Raw genomic sequence first — 20,167 nt, forward strand, 5'->3', positions numbered from 1 at the left:
TCAGAACTTCGCGGCCTGCAGCGCCAGTTCGATGTCCTGGTACGGCGCGTCGGTGATGCTGGGTCCGTGACCGGTGTGCATCTCCTGTAAGTCCTCGTCGGTGACCGACAGCACCCGCTCGATGCTGTCGACGAGCAGGTCCCGGTTGCCTTCGTCGAGGTCGGTCCGGCCGAAGCTCCCGTTAGCGAACACGAGGTCGCCGGCGAACAGGACGCCGGCTTCGTCCGAGTAGAAGCAGAGATGGTCGTTCTTGTGGCCGGGCGTGTGCAGCGCCTGGTAGTCGTGGTCACCTAGCTGTATCGTCTCATCGTCGGCGATAGCGTACTCGACGCCATCCTGCTCCGTATCGTAGCCGTACACCGGTACGTCGAAGGCGTCGACGACGCTGTCGAGGTTCTCGACGTGGTCATAGTGGGTGTGGGTGACGGCGACAGCGTCGATATCGTCGACGTGCTCTTCGACAGTCGACACCACGTCGAATTCGTTGCCGACATCCACCAGCACAGTTCGGTCCCCAGTGACGAGGAACACGTTGCTCGTGAAGGCCTGTTGCCCACGGGCGAGATTTCGAATCATTACCCGCCTATTTGCCGTCGTCCCGGATGTGGGTATCGTTCTGTTACCGGTCGAGACGCGCTGCACGCCCGCACCCACAGGGCTATGTACGTGGATATGCAAACGAGGGATAGTAGAACATTATGTCAGATTCGGACCTACCTGTGGTGCTTATCGTCGAAGATGAACCAGATGTTGCCGAGACGTACAAACTGTGGCTGCAACAGGAGTACGAGGTCCGCATGGCACAGAACGGCGACGAGGGCCTGGAGCAACTGGACGCGGATGTCGATGTGGTGCTGCTCGACCGGATGATGCCCGGACTTTCTGGAGACGAAGTGCTTGAGCGCATTCGCGAGCGTGATCTTGGCTGTCGGGTGGCAATGGTCACCGCTGTCGAACCGGACTTCGATATTCTTGAGATGGGTTTTGACGCATACCTCTCGAAGCCGATCCGGAGCGAACAGCTACATGAGACGGTCGACAATCTGCTCGACCGCTCCGAATACGACTCGCTGCTGCAGGAGTATTACGCACTCGTCGAGAAGCAGGCGACGCTCGAAGCGACAAAATCGAGCGCGGAACTGGCAGAAAGCAGTCAGTACGACGAGCTGAGCCAGCGAATCGCGGAGATGCGAGATGACCTCTCAGATACACTCGGTGGCATCGAAGACGACTCCGATTTCATCGCAACGCTTCGCGGACTGAGCGACGATGAAGACAACTGAGCGACAAACAATGTATGATCTCACCTCAGTACTAGAGTTCGATGCGCTCAGTGAGGTCCGGCCAGGGTCAAGCATCCTGATATCCGGCCCAGCAATGAGCGGGAAGGAACGACTCGCATACGATATTCTCGCCGACGGGCTGGACAGAGGTGACGGCGCGGTGGTCGTGACGACCGGTGACGGCGCAGGCAGCGTCGTCGAGGAGTTCCGGTCGCTCGTGCCCGACCTCGACGACTCCCAGCTCGGTGTCATCGACTGCCGGGGGGAGAGTGGCACGGACGAGGAGGTAATCGGTAACGCTCACGCGCATCACGTCTCTTCGCCCGGTGATCTCACCGGCATCGGTATCGGCATCACAAAGGCGCTTGAGGGGCTGCACAACGCTGGCAACGAACAGGGCCGTCTCGCCCTCGTCTCGCTGTCGACAATGCTGACCTACACGGACAAGAAGACCGTGTTCAAGTTCTGTCACGTGCTGTCCTCACGGCTGGACTCTGCTGGCTACATCGGCGTGTTTACCATCGACTCGGGAGCCCACGACGACCAGACCCTGCAGGTCATCAAGCAGGCGTTCGACGGGATGATCGACGTGCGCGACGCAGAGGGCGGCGGCCGCGAGGCCCGCGTACTCGGGCTGTCCGGCGAGCCGACCGACTGGCAGGACATCTGAGTACGGAGCCATCCACGGGCAGTCCGAAACGCCGTGTCGGTCCGGGAAGGAAGTATTTTGCCGCTCCGGGACACCCACCCGATATGGACGTCAAGCTGCTCGAAGCGACAGACGACCCCGAGAATCTTATCTGCAAGGCAGCACGCAACGACTACAGCGACACCTCCGTCGGCAGCCAGTCGTTCGAAGCGACGATGGCTGAGGTCGATGGAGACTCCCTTGAGGAAAAAAAGGAGACGCTCATCGGGCATCTCCTCGACCACGGCCACTTCGGCCCCTTCGAACACGCGCAGGCGACTTTCGCCGTCGAAGGCGTTTCCCGCTCCTGTATGGCCCAGATCACCCGTCACCGACACGTCTCATTCGATGTGCAGTCGATGCGGTACGTCTCCTTCGACGACGTGGACCCCGAAGCCGTCCGCGAGGGGGAACTGGTCGTGACGCCGCCATCTGCGACGGATCCGGACTGGATCGGCCGGAACCAGCAGAAGGCAAGCGTCTCCGACGAAGAGTTCGAAGAACGCGCGGAGATATTCAAAGACACCATCGAGCAGGCGGTCGAATCGTATCAGGAGCTGCTTGAACTGGGAATGCCGCCGGAAGACGCCCGGTTCGTACTGCCAATCGGCACCAAGGTGAACATCGTGATGTCGATGAACGCCCGGATGCTGATGCACGTCGCGGATATGCGAGCCGCGGCGGACGCACAGTGGGAGATCCGAGAGATGACCGAGGAGATGCTCGAGTTGGCGGCCGACTGGTGTCCCAAGACCTTCGAGTACTACGAACAGGAGATGAAGGGGCGCAAGAACCGGCTCGCCCCCTGACAGGTCCGGCACTTCTCTCGGCGGTTCAGAGCGACTGTCTCCGGCTACGACCATCGACAATTGTTGAATCGACCTTGATACTCACAACGGCAATGGCAAGACACAAGTCGTTTTGTTGCATAAACGGCCGGGTTTCAGAGTATCAAAAGACGAAACGAGTACGACACATTCATTACCGCACATCCTAGATGAACAATTGTGTCTTACGAGGTTGAACGTCCCACCCGTCGGTCGGGAACTGCGTCTGATGTGATGTGTGCTGTCGACGATGTCGACGGCCAGCAGCGGTTCGTCATCGCCGATATTGCCCACGATGACACCTGGATTTCGATGGTAGCGGACGAGACCTGTACACTTACAGCCTGGCGATAACGGACGACCACCGGCTGAAAAGTTTTTGTTGGCTGCTCTGTGACGTAGGAGTATGGAATACGACGACATGCTTGACCGGGCGATGGAAGAGACGCCCGAGATTGATGGCACAAGCGAGCGGTTCGAGGTCCCGGACCCGGATATCCGGCAGGAGGGGAACGTCACCGTCTACGAGAATTTCCAGTCGACGTGTTCCCGGCTTGGACGCGAGGACGACCACGTGATGAAGTTCCTCCAGAACGACCTCGGAACGAGCGGCCACATCGACGAGAGCGGTCGAGCGCGCCTGACCGGTGAATTCGATGCCACCCGTATCGAGGCGTCCATCGACGAGTACGTCGACGAGTTCGTGCTCTGCTCGGAGTGTGGACTGCCGGACACGCAACTGGGGCGGGAACAGGGTGCGCTGTTGCTCCGCTGTGAGGCGTGTGGCGCACGCTCGGCGACGAGCGAGTAGTTACTGCAGTCCTTTCAGCGTCTGCAAGTCGTTTTCTGTACGGGTGAAAACAGCGAGCCGATGGCTCGCGTGACAGTTCGGGCAGTGGAACGTCGTGTCGTGTCGCGGCAAGTCTGTCGGCGTCGACTCCCAGTCTTTCTTACACTCAGGGCAGAGCAATCGCACGTACGCTTCCTCCATGTATGTTACTCACACACATACCCAATGATAAAAAGCCTTGTCGTCTCCCCATTAGTCTGCCTTCATCCGAGCGTCAGGCCGGAAGGTCCTCGGCTTCGAGGAGTTCCTTGTATCGGTTTCGGATGGTCACTTCAGAGATGTCAGCGACGTCGCTGACTTGGCTCTGTGTGACCTTCTCGTTGGTCAGCAACGCGGCGGCGTAGACGGCCGCAGCGGCGATGCCGACCGGCGATTTGCCGGAGAGCATCCCCGACTGACGAGCACCTTCGACGAGGTCCCGTGCCTGTCGCTGGGTCTCCTCACTGAGGTCCAGGTCGGAGATGAACCGTGGGAGGTAGTGTTCCGGGTCCGCCGGCTGAACTTCGAGACTGAGTTCCCGGACAATGTAGCGGTAGGTCCGTGTGAGCTCCATCTTTTCGACGCGGGAGACACGGGCCATCTCGTCCAGCGACCGGGGGTTCCCGGCCATGCGAGCGGCCGCGTACAGCGCAGCGGTCGCAACGCCCTCGATAGAGCGACCCGGAAGGAGGTCGTCACCGAGTGCGCGGCGGTAGATGACGCTGGATGTCTCACGGACGTTCTGGGGGAGCCCCAGCGCAGAGGCCATACGGTCGATTTCGCCCAGTGCCTGCTTGAGATTGCGCTCCTTGGAGTCACGGGTCCGGAACCGTTCGTTCCAGGTCCGGAGCCGCTGCATCTTCTGGCGCTGTTCGCTGGAGAGGGAGCGCCCGTAGGCGTCCTTGTTCTGCCAGCCGATGTTCGTCGAGAGACCCTTGTCGTGCATCATGTTCGTCGTCGGCGCGCCGACGCGGGACTTGCGGTCCTTCTCGGCGGAATTGAACGCACGCCATTCCGGCCCTCGGTCGATCTCGTCTTCCTCAACGACCAGTCCACAGTCTTCACAGACTGTTTCGCCGTGCTCGGTATCCGTAACGACGTTGCCACTACATTCGGGACAGGTCTCTACAGCCTCCTGTTCCGTCGATTCGGTGATTTTCTCGTCTCGTTCTCGTGTGCTTGTCCGCGTTGTTGATTCACTCATGATTGGAAGTCCTGTTCTGCCGGGTGCAGAAATTTTAAGACTGATTGGGGATTTGTCTTACCCTATAGTTAGTCCGTAAAGTATATAAATCTTTCGCCGGCTTCTGGCATAAACCGCAGTACAGCGGCGTGGTAGGGTATAGCATGTCCCGATATAGGGATATATAAAGTTGACGGTGGTCGCCAACGCCCGGACATAACGCATAATCGGGGGACTGCAACGCCGTGTGACTCCGTCGGTGCAGCGCTGAACGACCAGCCCACACCTTGCTCCAGTCATTCCAGTTCAGTCGAGAACGGCGAGTGGATCCCGAAGTTACCGGGTCAGCGGGAGTCACAGTGTGGTTCCGCACATCGTGAGGGAGTGATATGATGTAAAAAGCGATGTTACCGAGTAACACAGCTTAGTTACGGTTGTATACCAGATAGGTACATACGGTGATGATGACGCCCTGTCACTGGAGCGGCCCGCGACCGATTAATCGGGGGCGACCCAGACCACAAGGCCACCGAACTCAAGTGCCGCAACGAACGTCATCGTGCGACTGGAGCGAGGGGCCGTTTCGCAGTAGGGCAGCGACCTGCGGTTCGAACAGATAGTAGTAGACGGACAGACAGCTCTCTGTGAGCGCCAACCACAGATCCATCTGGCCGCGGTTTCAGACAGTGAACAGATGCCCCTCAGTTGGCACGTCAAAGAGCCCGATACGTGCGCCTGCGTCCAGCCACGCGTGCCCGTACGAGAACGACGCTAAGGCGTTCACGAGGTCGTCGTCGTCCCTGAAGTGACGCCCATCTTCAAGATACGCTGACGCCATCTCCTCGCACTCCAAGGCGGCATTGTGCATCGGTGTCCCTTCAGGGGGTGCGACTGATGCCGCATCAAGTGCCTCCGCGAGTAGTCCTTCGTAGCGGTCAGTCTTCTCTCCGATATCGGCAGCCATACCCTCAGCGAACGGTGGCAGCGGCCTAAGCGTGTCGTCCCAGCCCGCGTTCGGCGCACGACAACACAAGCTAAATACGGCCCGGTAGTCTAACTTGGCTAATGACAGAATCGGTCGAACACCGACGACTCATCGTCGCTGGTACGGGCGCAGCGGGACTGACAGCGGCCATCTACGCCGCCAGGAGCAACAACGACCCACTCGTTCTCGAAGGCGACGAACCCGGTGGGCAGCTCACGCTGACTAGTGAAGTCGAGAACTTCCCCGGCTTCCCGGAGGGCCTCTCCGGGCCGGACCTCATCAACAATATGAAAGAGCAGGCTGAGCGCTTCGGCGCTGAGCTGGAACACGGTATCGTCGCCGACATCGACGACAGCGAGCGGCCGTTCCGCGTAGAGCTGTCAAACGGCGACGTGTACACCTGCGACGCCTTCATCGCCGCCTCCGGAGCCAGCGCCCGCACGCTGGGCGTCCCCGGCGAGGACGAACTCATGGGCTACGGCGTCTCGACGTGTGCGACCTGCGACGGCGCGTTTTTCCGTGGCGAAGACATGCTCGTCGTCGGCGGCGGCGACGCAGCCATGGAGGAGGCCCACTTCCTCACGAAGTTCGCTGACACCGTCTACATCGCGCACCGCCGCGAAGAGTTCCGCGCCGAGGACTACTGGATCGACCGCGTCCAGCAGAAGGTCGACGAGGGCGAAATCGAGATCATGCGCAACACCGAGCTGCTGGAAATGCACGGCTCCCCCGAGGACGGCGTCGACCACATCACCCTCGCACAGAACGACGAGGGCCATCCTAGCGAGAAGCTCGACGCCGACGGGACCGAAACCTTCGACTTCGACGTTGGTGCCGTCTTTATTGCCATCGGTCACACGCCTAACACCGACTACCTCGGAGACACCGGCGTCGAGCTGGACGATACCGGGTACATCCAGACCCACGGCGGCACCGGCGGCGACCAGACCGCCACCGACGTGGACGGTATCTTCGGTGCCGGCGACGTGGTCGACTACCACTACCAGCAGGCCGTCACCGCTGCCGGGATGGGCTGTAAAGCCGCCATCGACGCTGACGAGTACCTCGAAGCACAGGCCGAAGCTACCGCAGAGGCAGAGTCCGAAGCCGCCGCAGAAGCCGACGACTAGCGCGCCTGTTTCTCCGTTCTCACATCCACAGACCCTTTAGGATAGCCCCCGGAGTAAACCGCATGGCAACAGACACTGTCACGCTGACTATTGACGACGGCGAAGAGACCGACGAACTCACAGTTCCGAGCGAACTCGTGGACATCCTCCGCGAGTCACCGGACGAGACGGACCCGCAGGTCGTCGGCGACATCGCGATGTTCGGCATGACCCAGCGGATTCACAGCGCTGTCCACCACGCGCAGGGCGAGCCGGACGAGCAGATCGTCGCGCTCGAAGAGGAAACCAGCGAACTGTTCGAAGAGCGCTTCGGCCAGTCCTTCGCCGAGCTGACCGGCCACGACCACTAATTCTGTCGGCCAGTTCTTAGAACTGCCAGTGTAGCACCACGCCGTCGTCGACCCGTTCGACGTCGGCTAGCTCCGGCTCCGGGAAGTCCTCGATGAAGCCGTCGCCGTCGGCCAGCGTCGGCGCGTCCCGGCCGCCGATAACCTTCGGACCAACGTAGACGAACAGTTCGTCGACCAGCGCCTCCTCCAACAGGCCGAAGATGAGTTCGCCGCCACCTTCGACCATGAGCTGGTCGATGCCATCGCCTTCCAGCTTTGCAAGCGTCGTCGTGAGGTCGACCCGGTCCTGACCGGCAGCGATGACGTACGCGCCGGCGTCTTCCATCTCCTCGATGAAGTCCGGTGGCGCGGCTTCGCTAACGAGGAGGTAGGTCTGTGCGCGGCCGTCAAGCACTGTGGCGTCCGGCGGCGTGCGGATACGGGAGTCAGCGATGACGCGCGCGGGGTTTTCGGGGTCGCCACGCTCGGCCCGAGCGGCGCGGCGGTCGGCGTCGTCGACGGTCAGCGAAGGGTCATCGGCGAGAATTGTGCCGACGCCGACCATCACCGCGTCGCTGTCGGCTCTGAGCTGGTCGACGCGGTCGAAGTCGTCCGGGCCGGAGATAGCTATCTGTTCGCGGCGGCGAGAAGAGAGTTTCCCGTCCACACTCATGGCGGCGTTGACGACGACGTGCATACTCGTTCGTGCCGGCGACACGTCAAACGGCTTTTGGGTTACAGTCAGGAAGATGTTGTCTCGGGACGCTTCGAGAGCTTCCGGACGTCGAGTTTCTTTACCGTACCATCGGCGGTTTTCAGCTTTAGCACCGTCTTTTTCAGCACCAGTTCATCGACGTCAAGCGTCGTCTCACTGTTCCAGCCACGGAGCCTGACCATCCCTTCCTCGTCGATTTCAACGAACGTACGGGGCTTGCGCTGTGAGCCCATCGTCCACTCCTCGTCGCCGACGGAGAGTTCTTGTCCCCCGCTTTCCGACCAGCGGAACACGCAGGCAAACTGCTCGCGGGGTTCATCCGCACGGTCGTGGTCAACGCGGGTCCACTGCTCGAAGTCGACGCCGAAATGGGCGGCCCACAGTTCCAGATACTCGAAATCGAACTTCTTTTTGCCGTCGTTGTTCCGGCCACTCCGCCAGATGACGTGGGCCTCTGACGGCTTCGACCCGAACACGCTCCCCATAGTCAGGCTTCCCTACGCCCACACTCGCTATCAGTGACGATAACTTCCTGTCCGGTTAGCTTGACGTGGCCAGTAGCGGAATTTTCGGCCGTTTGAAATGCACTAACTCGGTCAGAGAGCATATGCTGAGAGATTACAGTATCATAAATAAGAATTTTGGGCGATTTCAAACAGGTATCGACGGCTGTACCCTGCACGGCTGGCCGAAAACGCTTTTGAGTGCTCCCGTCGAACCGTCAGTCGATGTCTCTCGAAGACCATGCCGAGGAGCTCGCCTCCGACCTCGGTGTTGACAAAGAGGAGGTCACACGCGACCTGGAAAACCTCGTGAACTACTCCGTCCCGATGGACGAGGCCAAGCAAAGCCTCAGACGGAAGTACGGCGATGGCAGCTCGGGCGGCGATAGCACGCCGTCGAGCAAGGCCATCAACGAGGTTTCGACCGACGACTCGAACGTGACAGTCACCGCCGTGGTGCTCACGTCGGGTCGCCGGTCCATCCAGTACAACGGGGAACAGCACGTCATCCGCGAGGGCGAACTCGCCGACGAAACGGGAAAGATATCCTACACGGCGTGGGACGGCTTCTCGGGCGACCTCCAGCCCGGCCAGACCGTCCAGCTCGGCAACGCCGGCGTCCGCGAATGGGACGGCCAGCCGGAGCTTAATCTGGGCGACAGCACCGACCCGGAAGTCGTCGACGAGACGCTCGACATCGACTACGAAGTCGGCGGCCGCGCCGCGCTACAGGACCTCGCACCGGGTGACCGCGGCATCACTGTCGAGGTGCAGGTGCTGGAATGCGAACAGAAGGTCATCGACGGCCGCGACGGCGAGACGACGATTCTCAGCGGCGTCCTCGGCGACGAGAGCGGCCGGCTCCCGTTCACCGACTGGGAGCCCCACGACGAAATCGAGGAAGGGGCGTCCGTGCGCCTCGACGAGACGTTCGTCCGTGAGTTCCGTGGTGCGCCATCGGTGAACGTCTCGGAGTTCTCCGCGGTGACCGCGCTGGACCGCACGGTCGGCGTCACTGAAGACGCACCGCGGTTGTCAGTCCGTGAGGCCGTCGAGAGCGGCGGCCTGTTCGACGTGGAACTGGCCGGCAATGTCATCGAGGTGCGGGACGGCTCCGGCCTCATCGAGCGCTGTCCGGAGTGTGGCCGCGTCATCCAGAACGGCCAGTGTCGCTCCCACGGTGCGGTCGAAGGCGAGGACGACCTGCGGACGAAGGCCATCCTCGACGACGGAACCGACACCGTCACCGCGGTGCTCGATGACGAACTCACCGCCCGCGTGTACGGTGGCGACCTCGACGACGCCCGCGAGCACGCCCGCGATGCGATGGATAAAGAGGTCGTCGCCGAGCGCATCAGCGACCGCATCGTCGGCCGCGAGTACGTCGTCCGCGGGTCGCTGTCGGTCGACGAGTACGGCGCGAACCTCACTGCCTCGACCTTCGCCGAGGCCGACGACGACCCGGCGACGCGTGCGCAGGCCCTGCTACAGGAGGCAGACACATGAGCGAATCCGGAGACAGCGGCCCCGGCCGCCGGGAGGTCGCCCATCGACTGTTCGCCGCGGAGTTCGATGACGCCGACTTCTCGTACTCCGAATCCGACGAGGAACGGGCCCCGAACTACGTCGTCACGCCGACCGGCGCGCGGGTCAACCGGCTGTTCCTCGTTGGCGTTCTCACCGAACTCGAACAGGTCAACGACGACGTGTTGCGCGCTCGCGTCGTGGACCCGACCGGCCCGTTCGTCATCTACGCTGGTCAGTATCAGCCCGACGAACTGGCCTTCCTCGAAGCCGCTGACCCGCCGATGTTCGTCGCCGTCACGGGCAAGGCTCGCACCTTCCAGCCCGACGACAGCGACCGGGTGTTCACTTCGGTGCGACCCGAGAGCATCAGCGAGGTTGACGCGGATACGCGGGACCGCTGGGTCGTTCAGGCTGCCGAGCAAACCGTCTCGCGCATCGGACAGATGGCCAGCGCGAAACAGGCCGGTTTAGCCGGCGACGAACTCCGCCTTGCGTTACTCGACCGGGGCATCGACGAGAGCGCCGCGGCCGGCATCACGCTCGCGCTGGACCACTACGGCACGACCGGCGACTACCTCGACGCGCTCCGGACGACGGCGCTCGACGCTGCTCGCGTCGTCGCCGGCGACACGGACGAGGCGCAAGGGCTGTCGTTGTCACCAGACGACGGGACCGACGACCCGATTCCGCTCCTTGCCTCTCTCGACCTCGATACTGACGTTTCCACCCCGGAGACGGCGACTGAGGACGCAGAGGGAGACGCGACGGCAACCGACTCCGGCGCTACTGAGCCGACGACAGACGAGGAGGTGGCCGACGCGGCCGAGAAAGGTGCGCCCGCAGACGCCGCCGACGCCGAGCCCGCGCCCGGTTCGCCCGGCGCACCGGCCGGCGACGAGTCGACAGAGCCAGACGCCGGCGCGGCCACGAGTGACGCACCCGTCGAGACGCCCGAGACAGCGACCGACGCCGCAGCCGACGAAACCACGCCGGGTGAGTCCGTGGGTGAAGACGTGTCCTCGACGCCTGAACAGAGCGAGCCCGTGGACGAACCACCGGTGTCGAGTGAGCCGGTGACCGACGCCGACGCGATGGGACAGGACGAACCGGAGTCGTCGTCCGAACCCGACGACGGCGGTGACCTCGGCGACTTCGACACCGAGTTCGAACTGGACGAGGGCGAACGCGAGGAAATCGAACAGGAGTACGGCACTGACTTCCAGAGCGGGACGGAAGTGGATGAGCCCGGCGAGGCCGACATCGAGACGCCGGACCACGAAGAACTGGCCGACGCGGCCCAGGAGGGCGCGCCCGCAGACGCCGACGACGCCGAGCCCGCACCCGGTTCGCCCGGTGCACTAGCCGGCGATGAGTCCCCCGAGCCGACCGCTGACGCGGCCACAAGCGACGCACCCGCCGAGACGCCCGAAACAGCGACCGACGCCGCAGCCGACGAAACCACACCAGACGAGTCGGCGAGCGAGGACGCGCCTACCGAGGACGTGGACCTCGAAGACGCCGTCATGGCGGTCATGGACGACCTCGACGACGGCAGTGGGGCCGACCGCGAGGAACTCCGCTCGACGGTCGTGAGCCGCCATGGCGCGGACGCCGATGCCGTCGAGGACGCCATCCAAGACGCGTTGATGGGCGGACGCTGCTACGAGCCCGAGGACGGCAAGCTCACACCCATCTGACGGGGCGAGCCGCGGTCCTTTTCTCCCCTGCGACCCAACCGAGCGCAGATGCGTGTCGAACCGCTTCCCGACGTCCCGGCGGCCACCGTCGATACTGACGGGGAGCGGCTGCTGGCGGTGGCCGATTATCACGCCGGCATCGAAGCAGGACTGAGGTACGAGGGGGTCGAACTCCAGTCGGCCGCCGAGGCCCGCCGGGAGCGGTTGTTGACATGCCTGAGACGCGCCCGGGCCGACCGGCTGGTCGTCATCGGCGACCTAGGCCACGCCATCGGCGACCCGTTCGCAGACGAGCGAGCGGAGCTCGAAACGCTGTTCGACGCCCTTGACGTGCCCGTGACACTGGTGAAAGGGAATCACGACGGCGGTCTGGAGCCAGTCTTGTCTGACCTCGACGCCGATGTTGAGGTAACACCGGGACACGGAACCCGTCTCGGTTCGGTCGGGTTCGCCCATGGCCACACCTGGCCTGCGCCGGACGTACTCGAAGCGGATGTCGTCTGTGTCGGCCACGAACATCCCGTCGTCCGACTCGAAGACAGCGTCGGTGGGGCCCAGAAGGAGCGGGCCTGGCTCCGCGGCTCGCTGGTGACTGAGCCCTTTGCCGAACAGTTCGACCAACCAGTCGAGAACGCGCCGGACATCGTCGTCTTTCCGGCGTTTAACGACCGCTCCGGCGGGACGTGGGTCAACGTCGACGGCCAGGAGTTCCTCGCCCCGTTCCTGCCCGAGGGCATGGCGGATACCGAGGCGTTCCTGCTTGATGGCACGCGGTTAGGGGCCTACCGACAGGTCTGAGCCAGCGTTCTGTACCCGCCTATGTTTCCGAGAGCGCCGCTTCGAGTTCGTCGACCAGTTCTGTGTTCCCGAGGAACGTCGGCGTCCGGTCGTGGATACCGTCCGGTTCAACGTCGAGCAACGACTGCGAGCCGTCGCTAGAGGCCCCACCGGCAGCCTCGACGAGGTACGCGAGCGGCGCTGATTCGAAGTGGACCCGAAGCTTACCGTTTGGGTACCCCGACGTCACCGGATACCCGAACAGCCCGCCGTATTCGAGCACCTGTGCCAGGTCGGCGACGGTCGCGCCGCCGTAGCGGAGCTTCAGGTCCCGCTCGAAGGACTGGGCGATGTCGTTGAACGCGTCGCTTCGCTCGCCAGTCTTGCCCGCTAACCCGACTACCGTCGCCTCTGCTGGCAGTTCGAACTGGCCCCAGCGCTCGCTGTGCCCGTCCCGGAGGAGGTGCTCCTGAACGACATCGCGGTCGGACCGGGCGATTGTCAGTGTCGTGTATGGGCCGTACAGCACCATCAGCGATGCGACCATTTCCCGGCCCGCCGCAGGCAGTTCAGCGTCGTAGACCCCGATTATCGTCCCCACGGAGTTGTTCGAGGCGAGGTTCGAGGAGCCATCGAGCGGGTCGATGGCGATGCTGTAGCCCTCGCCACAGTCGACCACGTCGCTACGTTCCTCGCTCGCGTACGCGCCGATGCCGTCGATGTACGCGAGTGCGTCGAAAAACAGGTCGTCGGCCCACACGTCGCCACCGACCTGTTGTTCCCCGCTCGGGTTCTCGCCGGCGGCTCTGTTGGCGTAGTTCGCCAGGTTCCCGCTGACGTAATGCGCCGTATCCTTCACCGCGCGTTCGATTTCGTCGAGCGTGTTCACAGGCCATCACCGACCGCAGTTGCACAGACGCCAGTCATGATTCCACATATCCCAGGGCAACGACATAAGGCTGTACCCGTTCTCCCCCGCAACGCCCGCAGTGCTCTGGTTACCGATGGGGGACGAGAGAATATGACACAACGTGTTTAACCCGGTGTAGTCGCTAGAGAGGGGCGATGACTGACGGGGTCGCTCGCGGCGATGACGCCTTCACTGCGCTCGGGCCGGCCGTCCGCAGTGCGCTCTCCGAGCGCGGCTTCACGACGCCGACCGACCCACAGCGAAAGGCGATTCCAACTCTGGCTGACGGGCGAGACGCGCTAGTCGTCGCCCCGACCGGAACCGGAAAAACTGAAACGGCGATGTTGCCGGTCTTCGACGCGCTGGCCGAATCCGAGGACCGCTTTGGCATCGGCGCGCTGTACATCACGCCGCTCCGGGCGCTGAACCGCGACATGCGCCAGCGCCTCGACTGGTGGGGCGAAACGCTCGGCCTCGAAGTGGACGTTCGCCACGGCGACACGACTGACTACCAGCGCCAGAAACAGGCCAACGACCCGCCGGACGTGCTCGTGACCACACCCGAAACGCTCCAAGCAATGCTCACCGGGTCGAAGCTCCGAACTGCGCTGGAGGATGTCGAACATATCGTCATCGACGAGGTCCACGAGCTCGCTGCGGCCAAGCGAGGCGCGCAGTTGACGGTCGGACTCGAACGGCTCCGGGAACTGTCCGGGCGGTTCCAGCGGATCGGCCTCTCGGCGACCGTCGGCGACCCACACGAGGTCGGCCGGTTTCTCACCGGCGGCCGCACATGTGCCATCGTGGAAGTTGACATCGGCAGCCGGCTGGACATCGAGGTGGTCCGGCCCCAGATTACCGACCGGGACGAGGAACTGTCGAGTTCCCTCGTCACCGACGCGGGAACGGCCAGCCACGTCCGGTTCATCGCAGACCTCATCGACGAAAACGAATCGGTCTTGCTGTTCGTAAACACCCGACAAACAGCGGAGGCGCTTGGTTCACGGTTCAAAGAGCTCGGAACTGACCTCGGCGTTCACCACGGCTCGCTGTCGAAAGAGGCCCGGATCGACGTGGAGGACCGGTTCAAGGCCGGCGACCTCGACGCCCTGCTGTGTACCTCCTCGATGGAGCTGGGTATCGACGTGGGCCACGTCGACCACGTCGTCCAGTACGGCAGCCCCCGGCAGGTGTCCCGGCTGGTCCAGCGAGTCGGCCGTGCCGGCCACCGTCGCGACCTCGTCTCCTCGGGCACGGTCGTTACGACTGACACCGACGACACGCTGGAGGCGCTGGCGATTGCGAGACAGGCCGAAGCCGGCGATGTCGAGCCCGCCGAAATCCACGACGGGAGCCTCGACACAGTTGCCAACCAGATCGCCGGACTGGTGATGGATACCGGCGAAATTCGGGCGATGCGGGCCTTTGAGATACTGACCCGCGCGTACCCGTTCCGGGACCTCGACGAGGCCCAGTTCAAGCAGGTCGTCGAGGAACTCGCGGCGAACAACGTCATCTGGCTCGACGAGGACCGGGACACTCTGGAGAAACGCCGCGGGACCTGGCAGTACTTCTACCAGAACCTCTCGATGATTCCCGACGAGGCCACATACGACGTGGAGGACGTGGCCTCGGGCCAGCAAGTGGGAACCCTCGATGAGAAGTTCGTCGTCAACTTCGCCACGCCCGGCGAGGTGTTCGTCCAGCGCGGGGAGATGTGGCGCATCACGAACATCGACGAGGAAGAAGAGGTCGTGACCGTCTCACCCATCGAAGACCCCGCCGGGGAGGTCCCGTCATGGGTCGGTCAGGAGATTCCCGTTCCGAGGGCCGTCGCCGCGGAGGTCGGCGAACTGCGCCGCGTAGCGGGCCGGCAACTGCAGGACGGCGCGGACACCGACGCCGTCGCCAGAGACGTGGCGACTCGCTACGCTGCCGGCCCGGAAACCGTCGCCGACGGCCTCTCACAGGTCGAAAAGCACGAGGGACCGATTCCCGACGACACGACCATCGTGGTGGAATTCCACGGCCGGGAGGTCATCGTCAACGCCTGTTACGGGCACAAGATCAACGAGACGCTGGGGCGAATCCTCTCGGCGCTGCTCGGTCAGCGAGCGGGCGAATCAGTCGCGATGGAGGTCGACCCCTACCGGATTACGCTGGAAGTCCCGCGGCGGATCACCGCCGGCGATGTCATCGAGGTCATCGAGGACACCGACCCCGACCACCTGCCGGCGCTCATCGAACTCAGCCTGAAAAACGCCGACGCGCTGAAGTTCAAGCTCGCGCAGGTGGCGACGAAGTTCGGCTCGCTCAAGCGCTGGCGGGGCCGCGGGTCGACTGACTTCGGCCGCGACCGCCTGCTGGCAGCGCTTGAGGACACGCCGATGTACGACGAAGCCCTGCGCGAGGTGCGCCACGAGGACCTGGCTATCGAGGCGACTGCCGACCTCCTCCGGGATATCCAGCGCGGCGACGTGGCGCTGGAAACGGTGGGCGAACACACGCCAATCGGGACTGGCGGAAGCTCTTCCGGCCGGGAGCTGCTCTCGCCGGAGAACGCCGACGCGAGCGTCATCAAGACCGTCAGGGAACGCATCCAGAGCGACCGCGTCATCCTCACCTGTCTTCACTGCAAGAAGTGGGACCGCAAACAGCAGGTCAAGCGCGTGCGGGAGCAGCCGTCGTGTCCGCAGTGTGGCTCGACCCGCATCGCCGCGCTGAATCCGTGGGCCGAGGAAGTCGTCTCGGCCGTCCGGACCGACGACAAGGACGACGAGCAGGAGAAGATGACCGAACGAGCCTACCGCTCGGCCTCGCTGGTCCAGAGCCACGGGAAACAAGCCGTGGTCGCGCTGGCCGCCCGCGGGGTCGGGCCCCACAACGCCGCCCGAATCATCAACCGCTTGCGGGAGGACGAAGACGAATTCTACCGGGACATCCTCCGACAAGAGCGGGAGTACGCACGGACGCAGTCGTTCTGGGGTTGAGGGCGGTACAGTACGCCAGCGGACTAACTCAGTTCCCGAATCGCGTCCACGAGTCGCGGCTCGATAGCGTCAGCGTCGGGCGCGTCGACGGTGAGTTTCGTGTGTCGCTCGTCGGCATCGGTCATCTCCGAGAGCAGCCCGGCATTGCGGTCGACTTCTAGGTACACCGTGAGCCGGTCGTCGTCGAACACCGGGACGATCTCGACCTCGTCGACCGCGCCGGCGAACTCGCCGCGCTGGGGCCGGAACTCGAACTCCTGCGGGAAGTTCGCCGAAGTAGTGAACAGGCTTCCGGCTGTCGCCTCACAGGCCGAGGCATGGAGCGAGAAACCGAGCGAATCGAGCGCGTCGAACACCGCCTGCGTGCGGTGTGTCGGTTCGACTTCGATGTAATCCTCATCGCCGGGGTCGACCGCCATCGAGATGTCGAGGCCGGTTTCGATTTCGACGGCCGTCGAGCGTGTGGTCACCGGCGTCTCCCGGGGAATATCGATAGTAGTCTCGAAACGTCGTGTCTCGCCCGCTTCGATAGTGAACGGCTCCGTGAGTTGCCACTGGTCGATGATGGCGTCCTTGTACCCCTCGTCGGACTTGTATTCAGTTTCCAGCGCGAAGTAGACCGCATCGATGTTCTGGTCTGTCGATCCGCCCTCAACATGGACTTCGGCCCGGACGGATTCACCGGCTCTGACGGAATCTGTGGGCAAAACCGTGTCTACCGTAGCAGACCCGATGCCGATTCTGGAGAGCACGTCTTTCATTGGCATTGTTCAATTCAGCCGTCATATGGTATAAGGCTCAGGGAGTTGCAGGGCGAATAAATAGTCTGTCGGCGGATACAGACACGTCTGCGTATGGCGGCCGGTCAGCACACAGGGCCGGCATCTGCAACAGAGAGACACTCGATCAGGTATCAGAAACATCCTGACCAAGTATGACAAGCCCTGCAGTGTTGTTGTCCAGATCAGTCAAGGAGTGAGCGCGGAACTCATACCGCTGTTGCTGACCGCTGTCGAGGCACAGGCTGGCCGTGATAGTCGTTCGGCCAGTGCGGAGCGCATCGTCAACCGCGTCAGCAATCGTCTCCCGCTCTTCGTCGGGAAACAGGGCAGTTATCGGCGTTCCGACGGCTGTCTCTTCGGTGTTCCCGGTAAGCTCGAGTGCACGATGGTTACAGTGCTTGAGGCGGCCATCTATATCGGTGACGAACAGCGGCTCATCGAGCGCATCAAGCGCCTGTTGAATGACGGCCCGTTCTTCGCGTAACTTCTGCTCACGGGCGTGTCGTTCGGTGATATCGGTAAACGCGACGACAAGCTGCTCAACCTCGCCGTCTCTGATGATCGGCGTGGTATTGACTTCATGAACAACGTCGCCGACTGGATGAGTAAGTGTCACCGTATATGTAATTGTCTCACGCATGGCGACACATTTCCGATACGCGCCGGCGACCGCTCTGGAATTCTCGTAGCCGAGTGCCTCCTGTGGGGTCTTACCGATAAGTTCTGACTCTGCAAGTCCGGTAAACTCAAGCACCCGTGAATTACACCGCCGGAAGCGAAACCCGTCTTGTTCGACATCAACAAGCAAGAGCCCGTTCCGCGCGTTCTCGAAAACGGCAGCATACTCCTCTTTGGTCTCGCGTAGCTTTTGTTCTGAGCGATTGCGGGTGACAGCGTTGTTAATGCGGTTGGCCAGTAGCTCGTACTGCTCAGTCCCGGATTGTTTCTGTAAGTAGTCAGTTGCGCCGGCAGAGATCGCATCGCTTGCGATTTCTTCGCTTCCCCGGCCAGTAAACAGGATGAATGGGAGTTTGGAGTGTTTCTCCCGGACGGCCTGTAAAAACTCAAGTCCGTCTATTCCGGGCATCTCAAAGTCAGAGACAATGCAGTCAGGGGAGAGGTCGCTGAGCAGCTGTAGCCCTTCTGTCGCGCTTGCGGCAGTCACCACGTTGAACCGACTGTCCTTGCGTTCAAGTAGGTCGGCAGTCAGGCTAGCAAGCCCCTTGTCGTCGTCAACGTGTAGAATGTCAACGCCCCCCATATGTCACGGTGGGCTTGTACTGGATTATGTCTTTCTATCATTTAGAATACAATCTTCAGCCGGAAACCCACGGCGGAGACAGCGATCTGACTGCATGGGTCGTGCTACACTGTGATGGAGTATTAGCGCTCCCCACATCTGTATTCTGCTAATATGACACTATCCGGGTCACTCAAACCGCTCGATGTGTAAAGGAGAATATGACCGAGTGGCGTGACGCGTCGGACCCCGCCTGCCCGGAATGTGGCGAGCCGCTGGAGCCCACGGCAATGGCCTGTCCACACTGTAACGCGTCGCTACTCACTGACGAACAGGCCGAAATGCTTGACGAGCGCCTGACCGAGACGCTGGAGTCGATGGATTCCGGGACGCCAACGTGGGCGGTCGCGCTCACTGGCCTCTCCCTCGGTATCGCCATTGCGCCGCTCGTGCTGTACGCCGTCGTCATCCTCGTCGGCGACCTCTCGCTTCCCGTGGCCGTCGGCGTCCTGTTAGCGGGCTGGCTCGGCCCGGCGGCGTATCTCTCGCGGCTTCGCAATCCCAGTGAGGTGCTTGCCCGCGGGCTATACCTCGTCGTCGCCGGCGTGGCCGTGGTTGTGCTTGTGGTCGGCTACGAAGTCCTCCTGTCAGATGGGCCGTCGGTGGTTTCGGAACAGACCGCGCTTGTATCGCTCGGTCTGGCGATTCCGGCAGCACTGGGGGCGCTCATCGCACGCCGTGCCGCTCGGCGGGCTGACCGGCAGGCCCGCGGGGAACCGGGGCCACTGCACGAGCGCTTCGGTATCGACGACGACGAGCCCGACAACTGAAAACGCCTAAGCGGGCCGCCGTTCTCCACCCGTGCATGCGACTGGAGGAGTACTGGGGCATCGGCCCGAAGACGTCCGAACTGCTCACCGAGGAGCTAGGCGTCGAGCGGGCCATCGAGGCCATCGAGTCGGCGGATACACGAGCGCTAACTACGGCTGGCCTCTCTCGGGGGCGAGCGACGCGCATCCTCCGGCGGGCGACCGGGGCCGAGTCGATAGACCTGCTCGCCACCAGAGACACCCGCGACGTGTAGGCCACATTCTGTATTTTGTATCGACGTTTCGGGCAGTACGTCGGTGCTATCGGTAGTATGTGGCTGTTAACTCTGCAAACATTGGGCATTATTCCACAGCAATAGGCACGGAAATCTACCCATGCAGTGTGGCACGACGCGGGCCACAGTTCGACGGTATTGCTAATCGCAAGACGGGAGTCGGATTTCCTTGCGGGCATTACGTGTGCGCATATCATTGGGCGGTTATTATTAACAACATGTATATATTATAGGTGGGTGAGTACTGCTGTTCTACTACAGTGTAAATAATACATAGCCACGTATCTACTATACGTTGGTAATACCGGAGCGCTCCCCCCGTATTTCTCGCCAGCAGTGACAGCAGAGCGACGGGGATATAGCTTTCAACATACCAACATGACAGGTCTGAACAAGTGGCTATCAATTCTAAGGCCGCTGAGTGGACGCTGAAGGTGGGGGGCAAACTAAGACGATGGAAACCCCTTGCATTCTCAAAGAATCTACTGTGCGCCAAATATGAGCGAATTAGAGGGGGTTGCACTTCTTTGGAGAGTCGATATGCTTAGTAGTTATCAACACAGCCACCGCTCGGGAGGCCAAAGGACAACCCAGCCTTTGCGCAAAGTAAACGCGCCTATTTCTCACAGCCTCTGAGACGGCGCTGAATCGATTTGAAGGTCCGTAT

At 62.3% G+C, this 20,167-nt stretch carries 21 protein-coding genes and 1 pseudogene; 13 read left to right on the forward strand and 9 right to left on the reverse strand.

Features of this window, described 5'->3' with window-relative positions; translation table 11 throughout:
- Entirely contained in the window at positions 1-576 is a 576-nt protein-coding gene (locus BDK61_RS10330) for an MBL fold metallo-hydrolase (protein WP_121303181.1), read from the reverse strand.
- A 122-nt stretch (positions 577-698) separates the two neighbouring features.
- Between BDK61_RS10330 and BDK61_RS10335 the strand changes: the two genes are divergently transcribed.
- The 5 genes from BDK61_RS10335 to BDK61_RS10350 all read left to right on the forward strand — a co-directional run bounded on the left by BDK61_RS10335 (position 699) and on the right by BDK61_RS10350 (position 3,609).
- Complete coding sequence (locus BDK61_RS10335) at positions 699-1,283, forward strand: response regulator transcription factor (protein WP_007190145.1); 585 nt, start codon at positions 699-701, stop codon at positions 1,281-1,283.
- A 10-nt stretch (positions 1,284-1,293) separates the two neighbouring features.
- A complete protein-coding gene (locus tag BDK61_RS10340; RefSeq protein ID WP_007190144.1) occupies positions 1,294-1,953 on the forward strand; it encodes an RAD55 family ATPase in 660 nt (219 codons plus the stop codon).
- Between the two features lie 83 nt (positions 1,954-2,036).
- Positions 2,037-2,780: an FAD-dependent thymidylate synthase gene (thyX, locus tag BDK61_RS10345; RefSeq protein WP_121303182.1), complete on the forward strand. Its 744-nt coding sequence runs from the start codon at positions 2,037-2,039 to the stop codon at positions 2,778-2,780.
- A gap of 198 nt (positions 2,781-2,978) precedes the next feature.
- Positions 2,979-3,152: a DUF7556 family protein gene (locus BDK61_RS23390; RefSeq protein ID WP_154021034.1), complete on the forward strand. Its 174-nt coding sequence runs from the start codon at positions 2,979-2,981 to the stop codon at positions 3,150-3,152.
- 52 nt (positions 3,153-3,204) lie between these two features.
- The gene (locus BDK61_RS10350; RefSeq protein WP_121303183.1) at positions 3,205-3,609 is read left to right on the forward strand and encodes a translation initiation factor IF-2 subunit beta; all 405 of its coding nucleotides are present in this window, start codon (positions 3,205-3,207) and stop codon (positions 3,607-3,609) included.
- Here the strand turns inward: BDK61_RS10350 and BDK61_RS10355 are convergent, their stop codons facing one another.
- The 3 genes from BDK61_RS10355 to BDK61_RS10365 form a co-directional block, all read right to left on the reverse strand.
- Complete coding sequence (locus tag BDK61_RS10355) at positions 3,610-3,789, reverse strand: DUF7836 family putative zinc-binding protein (RefSeq protein ID WP_004515550.1); 180 nt, start codon at positions 3,787-3,789, stop codon at positions 3,610-3,612.
- 73 nt (positions 3,790-3,862) lie between these two features.
- Positions 3,863-4,831: a transcription initiation factor IIB gene (locus BDK61_RS10360; protein ID WP_007190141.1), complete on the reverse strand. Its 969-nt coding sequence runs from the start codon at positions 4,829-4,831 to the stop codon at positions 3,863-3,865.
- 658 nt (positions 4,832-5,489) lie between these two features.
- Positions 5,490-5,774, reverse strand: coding sequence for a DUF357 domain-containing protein (locus BDK61_RS10365; RefSeq protein WP_121303184.1), 285 nt, complete (start codon positions 5,772-5,774; stop codon positions 5,490-5,492).
- A 101-nt stretch (positions 5,775-5,875) separates the two neighbouring features.
- On the opposite strand from BDK61_RS10365, the gene BDK61_RS10370 reads away from it, so the two are divergent.
- Entirely contained in the window at positions 5,876-6,925 is a 1,050-nt protein-coding gene (locus BDK61_RS10370; RefSeq protein ID WP_121303185.1) for an NAD(P)/FAD-dependent oxidoreductase, read from the forward strand.
- 62 nt (positions 6,926-6,987) lie between these two features.
- Positions 6,988-7,275, forward strand: coding sequence for a DUF7545 family protein (locus tag BDK61_RS10375; protein WP_004592488.1), 288 nt, complete (start codon positions 6,988-6,990; stop codon positions 7,273-7,275).
- 16 nt (positions 7,276-7,291) lie between these two features.
- Here the strand turns inward: BDK61_RS10375 and BDK61_RS10380 are convergent, their stop codons facing one another.
- Both BDK61_RS10380 and BDK61_RS10385 read right to left on the reverse strand, forming a co-directional pair.
- Complete coding sequence (locus tag BDK61_RS10380) at positions 7,292-7,951, reverse strand: 2,5-diamino-6-(ribosylamino)-4(3H)-pyrimidinone 5'-phosphate reductase (protein WP_004960917.1); 660 nt, start codon at positions 7,949-7,951, stop codon at positions 7,292-7,294.
- A gap of 44 nt (positions 7,952-7,995) precedes the next feature.
- Positions 7,996-8,454, reverse strand: a complete 459-nt coding sequence (locus BDK61_RS10385) for a hypothetical protein (protein WP_121303186.1) — start codon at positions 8,452-8,454, stop codon at positions 7,996-7,998.
- 243 nt (positions 8,455-8,697) lie between these two features.
- On the opposite strand from BDK61_RS10385, the gene BDK61_RS10390 reads away from it, so the two are divergent.
- Genes BDK61_RS10390 through BDK61_RS10400 form a run of 3 tightly spaced genes read left to right on the forward strand, consistent with a single transcriptional unit; the run spans position 8,698 to position 12,494 of the window.
- Positions 8,698-9,978, forward strand: coding sequence for a Single-stranded DNA binding protein (locus tag BDK61_RS10390; RefSeq protein WP_121303187.1), 1,281 nt, complete (start codon positions 8,698-8,700; stop codon positions 9,976-9,978).
- Entirely contained in the window at positions 9,975-11,696 is a 1,722-nt protein-coding gene (locus tag BDK61_RS10395; protein ID WP_121303188.1) for a hypothetical protein, read from the forward strand. Before BDK61_RS10390 ends, BDK61_RS10395 begins: the two co-directional genes overlap by 4 nt.
- Before the next feature lie 48 nt (positions 11,697-11,744).
- Entirely contained in the window at positions 11,745-12,494 is a 750-nt protein-coding gene (locus BDK61_RS10400) for a metallophosphoesterase (RefSeq protein WP_121303189.1), read from the forward strand.
- A gap of 19 nt (positions 12,495-12,513) precedes the next feature.
- On the opposite strand, the gene BDK61_RS10405 is transcribed toward BDK61_RS10400, so the two are convergent.
- Positions 12,514-13,362, reverse strand: coding sequence for a class 1 fructose-bisphosphatase (locus BDK61_RS10405; protein WP_004960905.1), 849 nt, complete (start codon positions 13,360-13,362; stop codon positions 12,514-12,516).
- Positions 13,363-13,538: 176 nt separating this feature from the next.
- Between BDK61_RS10405 and BDK61_RS10410 the strand changes: the two genes are divergently transcribed.
- Entirely contained in the window at positions 13,539-16,373 is a 2,835-nt protein-coding gene (locus BDK61_RS10410; protein WP_121303190.1) for a DEAD/DEAH box helicase, read from the forward strand.
- Between the two features lie 23 nt (positions 16,374-16,396).
- Here BDK61_RS10410 and BDK61_RS10415 read toward each other — a convergent pair whose 3' ends face one another.
- Both BDK61_RS10415 and BDK61_RS10420 read right to left on the reverse strand, forming a co-directional pair.
- Positions 16,397-17,134: a sporulation protein gene (locus BDK61_RS10415; RefSeq protein WP_121303191.1), complete on the reverse strand. Its 738-nt coding sequence runs from the start codon at positions 17,132-17,134 to the stop codon at positions 16,397-16,399.
- Between the two features lie 145 nt (positions 17,135-17,279).
- Entirely contained in the window at positions 17,280-18,416 is a 1,137-nt protein-coding gene (locus BDK61_RS10420; RefSeq protein WP_121303192.1) for a PAS domain-containing response regulator, read from the reverse strand.
- Positions 18,417-18,616: 200 nt separating this feature from the next.
- On the opposite strand from BDK61_RS10420, the gene BDK61_RS10425 reads away from it, so the two are divergent.
- Positions 18,617-19,225, forward strand: coding sequence for a zinc ribbon domain-containing protein (locus tag BDK61_RS10425; protein ID WP_007190132.1), 609 nt, complete (start codon positions 18,617-18,619; stop codon positions 19,223-19,225).
- Positions 19,226-19,260: 35 nt separating this feature from the next.
- Positions 19,261-19,476 (forward strand): annotated as a pseudogene (locus BDK61_RS10430) (DNA mismatch repair protein); the annotation flags it as partial.
- Positions 19,477-20,167: the final 691 nt, after the last annotated feature.

This window comes from Haloarcula quadrata, from assembly GCF_003634715.1.
Taxonomy (GTDB): Archaea; Halobacteriota; Halobacteria; order Halobacteriales; family Haloarculaceae; genus Haloarcula; species Haloarcula marismortui.

Excerpts from the sequence above, each read along its gene's own strand:
- BDK61_RS10330 (WP_121303181.1), bottom strand. The coding sequence starts at position 576 with ATGATTCGAAATCTCGCCCGTGGGCAACAGGCCTTCACGAGCAACGTG.
- BDK61_RS10335 (WP_007190145.1), top strand. The coding sequence starts at position 699 with ATGTCAGATTCGGACCTACCTGTGGTGCTTATCGTCGAAGATGAACCA.
- BDK61_RS10340 (WP_007190144.1), top strand. The coding sequence starts at position 1,294 with ATGTATGATCTCACCTCAGTACTAGAGTTCGATGCGCTCAGTGAGGTC.
- thyX (WP_121303182.1), top strand. The coding sequence starts at position 2,037 with ATGGACGTCAAGCTGCTCGAAGCGACAGACGACCCCGAGAATCTTATC.
- BDK61_RS10350 (WP_121303183.1), top strand. The coding sequence starts at position 3,205 with ATGGAATACGACGACATGCTTGACCGGGCGATGGAAGAGACGCCCGAG.
- BDK61_RS10355 (WP_004515550.1), bottom strand. The coding sequence starts at position 3,789 with ATGGAGGAAGCGTACGTGCGATTGCTCTGCCCTGAGTGTAAGAAAGAC.
- BDK61_RS10360 (WP_007190141.1), bottom strand. The coding sequence starts at position 4,831 with ATGAGTGAATCAACAACGCGGACAAGCACACGAGAACGAGACGAGAAA.
- BDK61_RS10365 (WP_121303184.1), bottom strand. The coding sequence starts at position 5,774 with ATGGCTGCCGATATCGGAGAGAAGACTGACCGCTACGAAGGACTACTC.
- BDK61_RS10370 (WP_121303185.1), top strand. The coding sequence starts at position 5,876 with ATGACAGAATCGGTCGAACACCGACGACTCATCGTCGCTGGTACGGGC.
- BDK61_RS10375 (WP_004592488.1), top strand. The coding sequence starts at position 6,988 with ATGGCAACAGACACTGTCACGCTGACTATTGACGACGGCGAAGAGACC.
- BDK61_RS10380 (WP_004960917.1), bottom strand. The coding sequence starts at position 7,951 with ATGCACGTCGTCGTCAACGCCGCCATGAGTGTGGACGGGAAACTCTCT.
- BDK61_RS10385 (WP_121303186.1), bottom strand. The coding sequence starts at position 8,454 with ATGGGGAGCGTGTTCGGGTCGAAGCCGTCAGAGGCCCACGTCATCTGG.
- BDK61_RS10390 (WP_121303187.1), top strand. The coding sequence starts at position 8,698 with ATGTCTCTCGAAGACCATGCCGAGGAGCTCGCCTCCGACCTCGGTGTT.
- BDK61_RS10395 (WP_121303188.1), top strand. The coding sequence starts at position 9,975 with ATGAGCGAATCCGGAGACAGCGGCCCCGGCCGCCGGGAGGTCGCCCAT.
- BDK61_RS10400 (WP_121303189.1), top strand. The coding sequence starts at position 11,745 with ATGCGTGTCGAACCGCTTCCCGACGTCCCGGCGGCCACCGTCGATACT.
- BDK61_RS10410 (WP_121303190.1), top strand. The coding sequence starts at position 13,539 with ATGACTGACGGGGTCGCTCGCGGCGATGACGCCTTCACTGCGCTCGGG.
- BDK61_RS10415 (WP_121303191.1), bottom strand. The coding sequence starts at position 17,134 with ATGAAAGACGTGCTCTCCAGAATCGGCATCGGGTCTGCTACGGTAGAC.
- BDK61_RS10420 (WP_121303192.1), bottom strand. The coding sequence starts at position 18,416 with ATGGGGGGCGTTGACATTCTACACGTTGACGACGACAAGGGGCTTGCT.
- BDK61_RS10425 (WP_007190132.1), top strand. The coding sequence starts at position 18,617 with ATGACCGAGTGGCGTGACGCGTCGGACCCCGCCTGCCCGGAATGTGGC.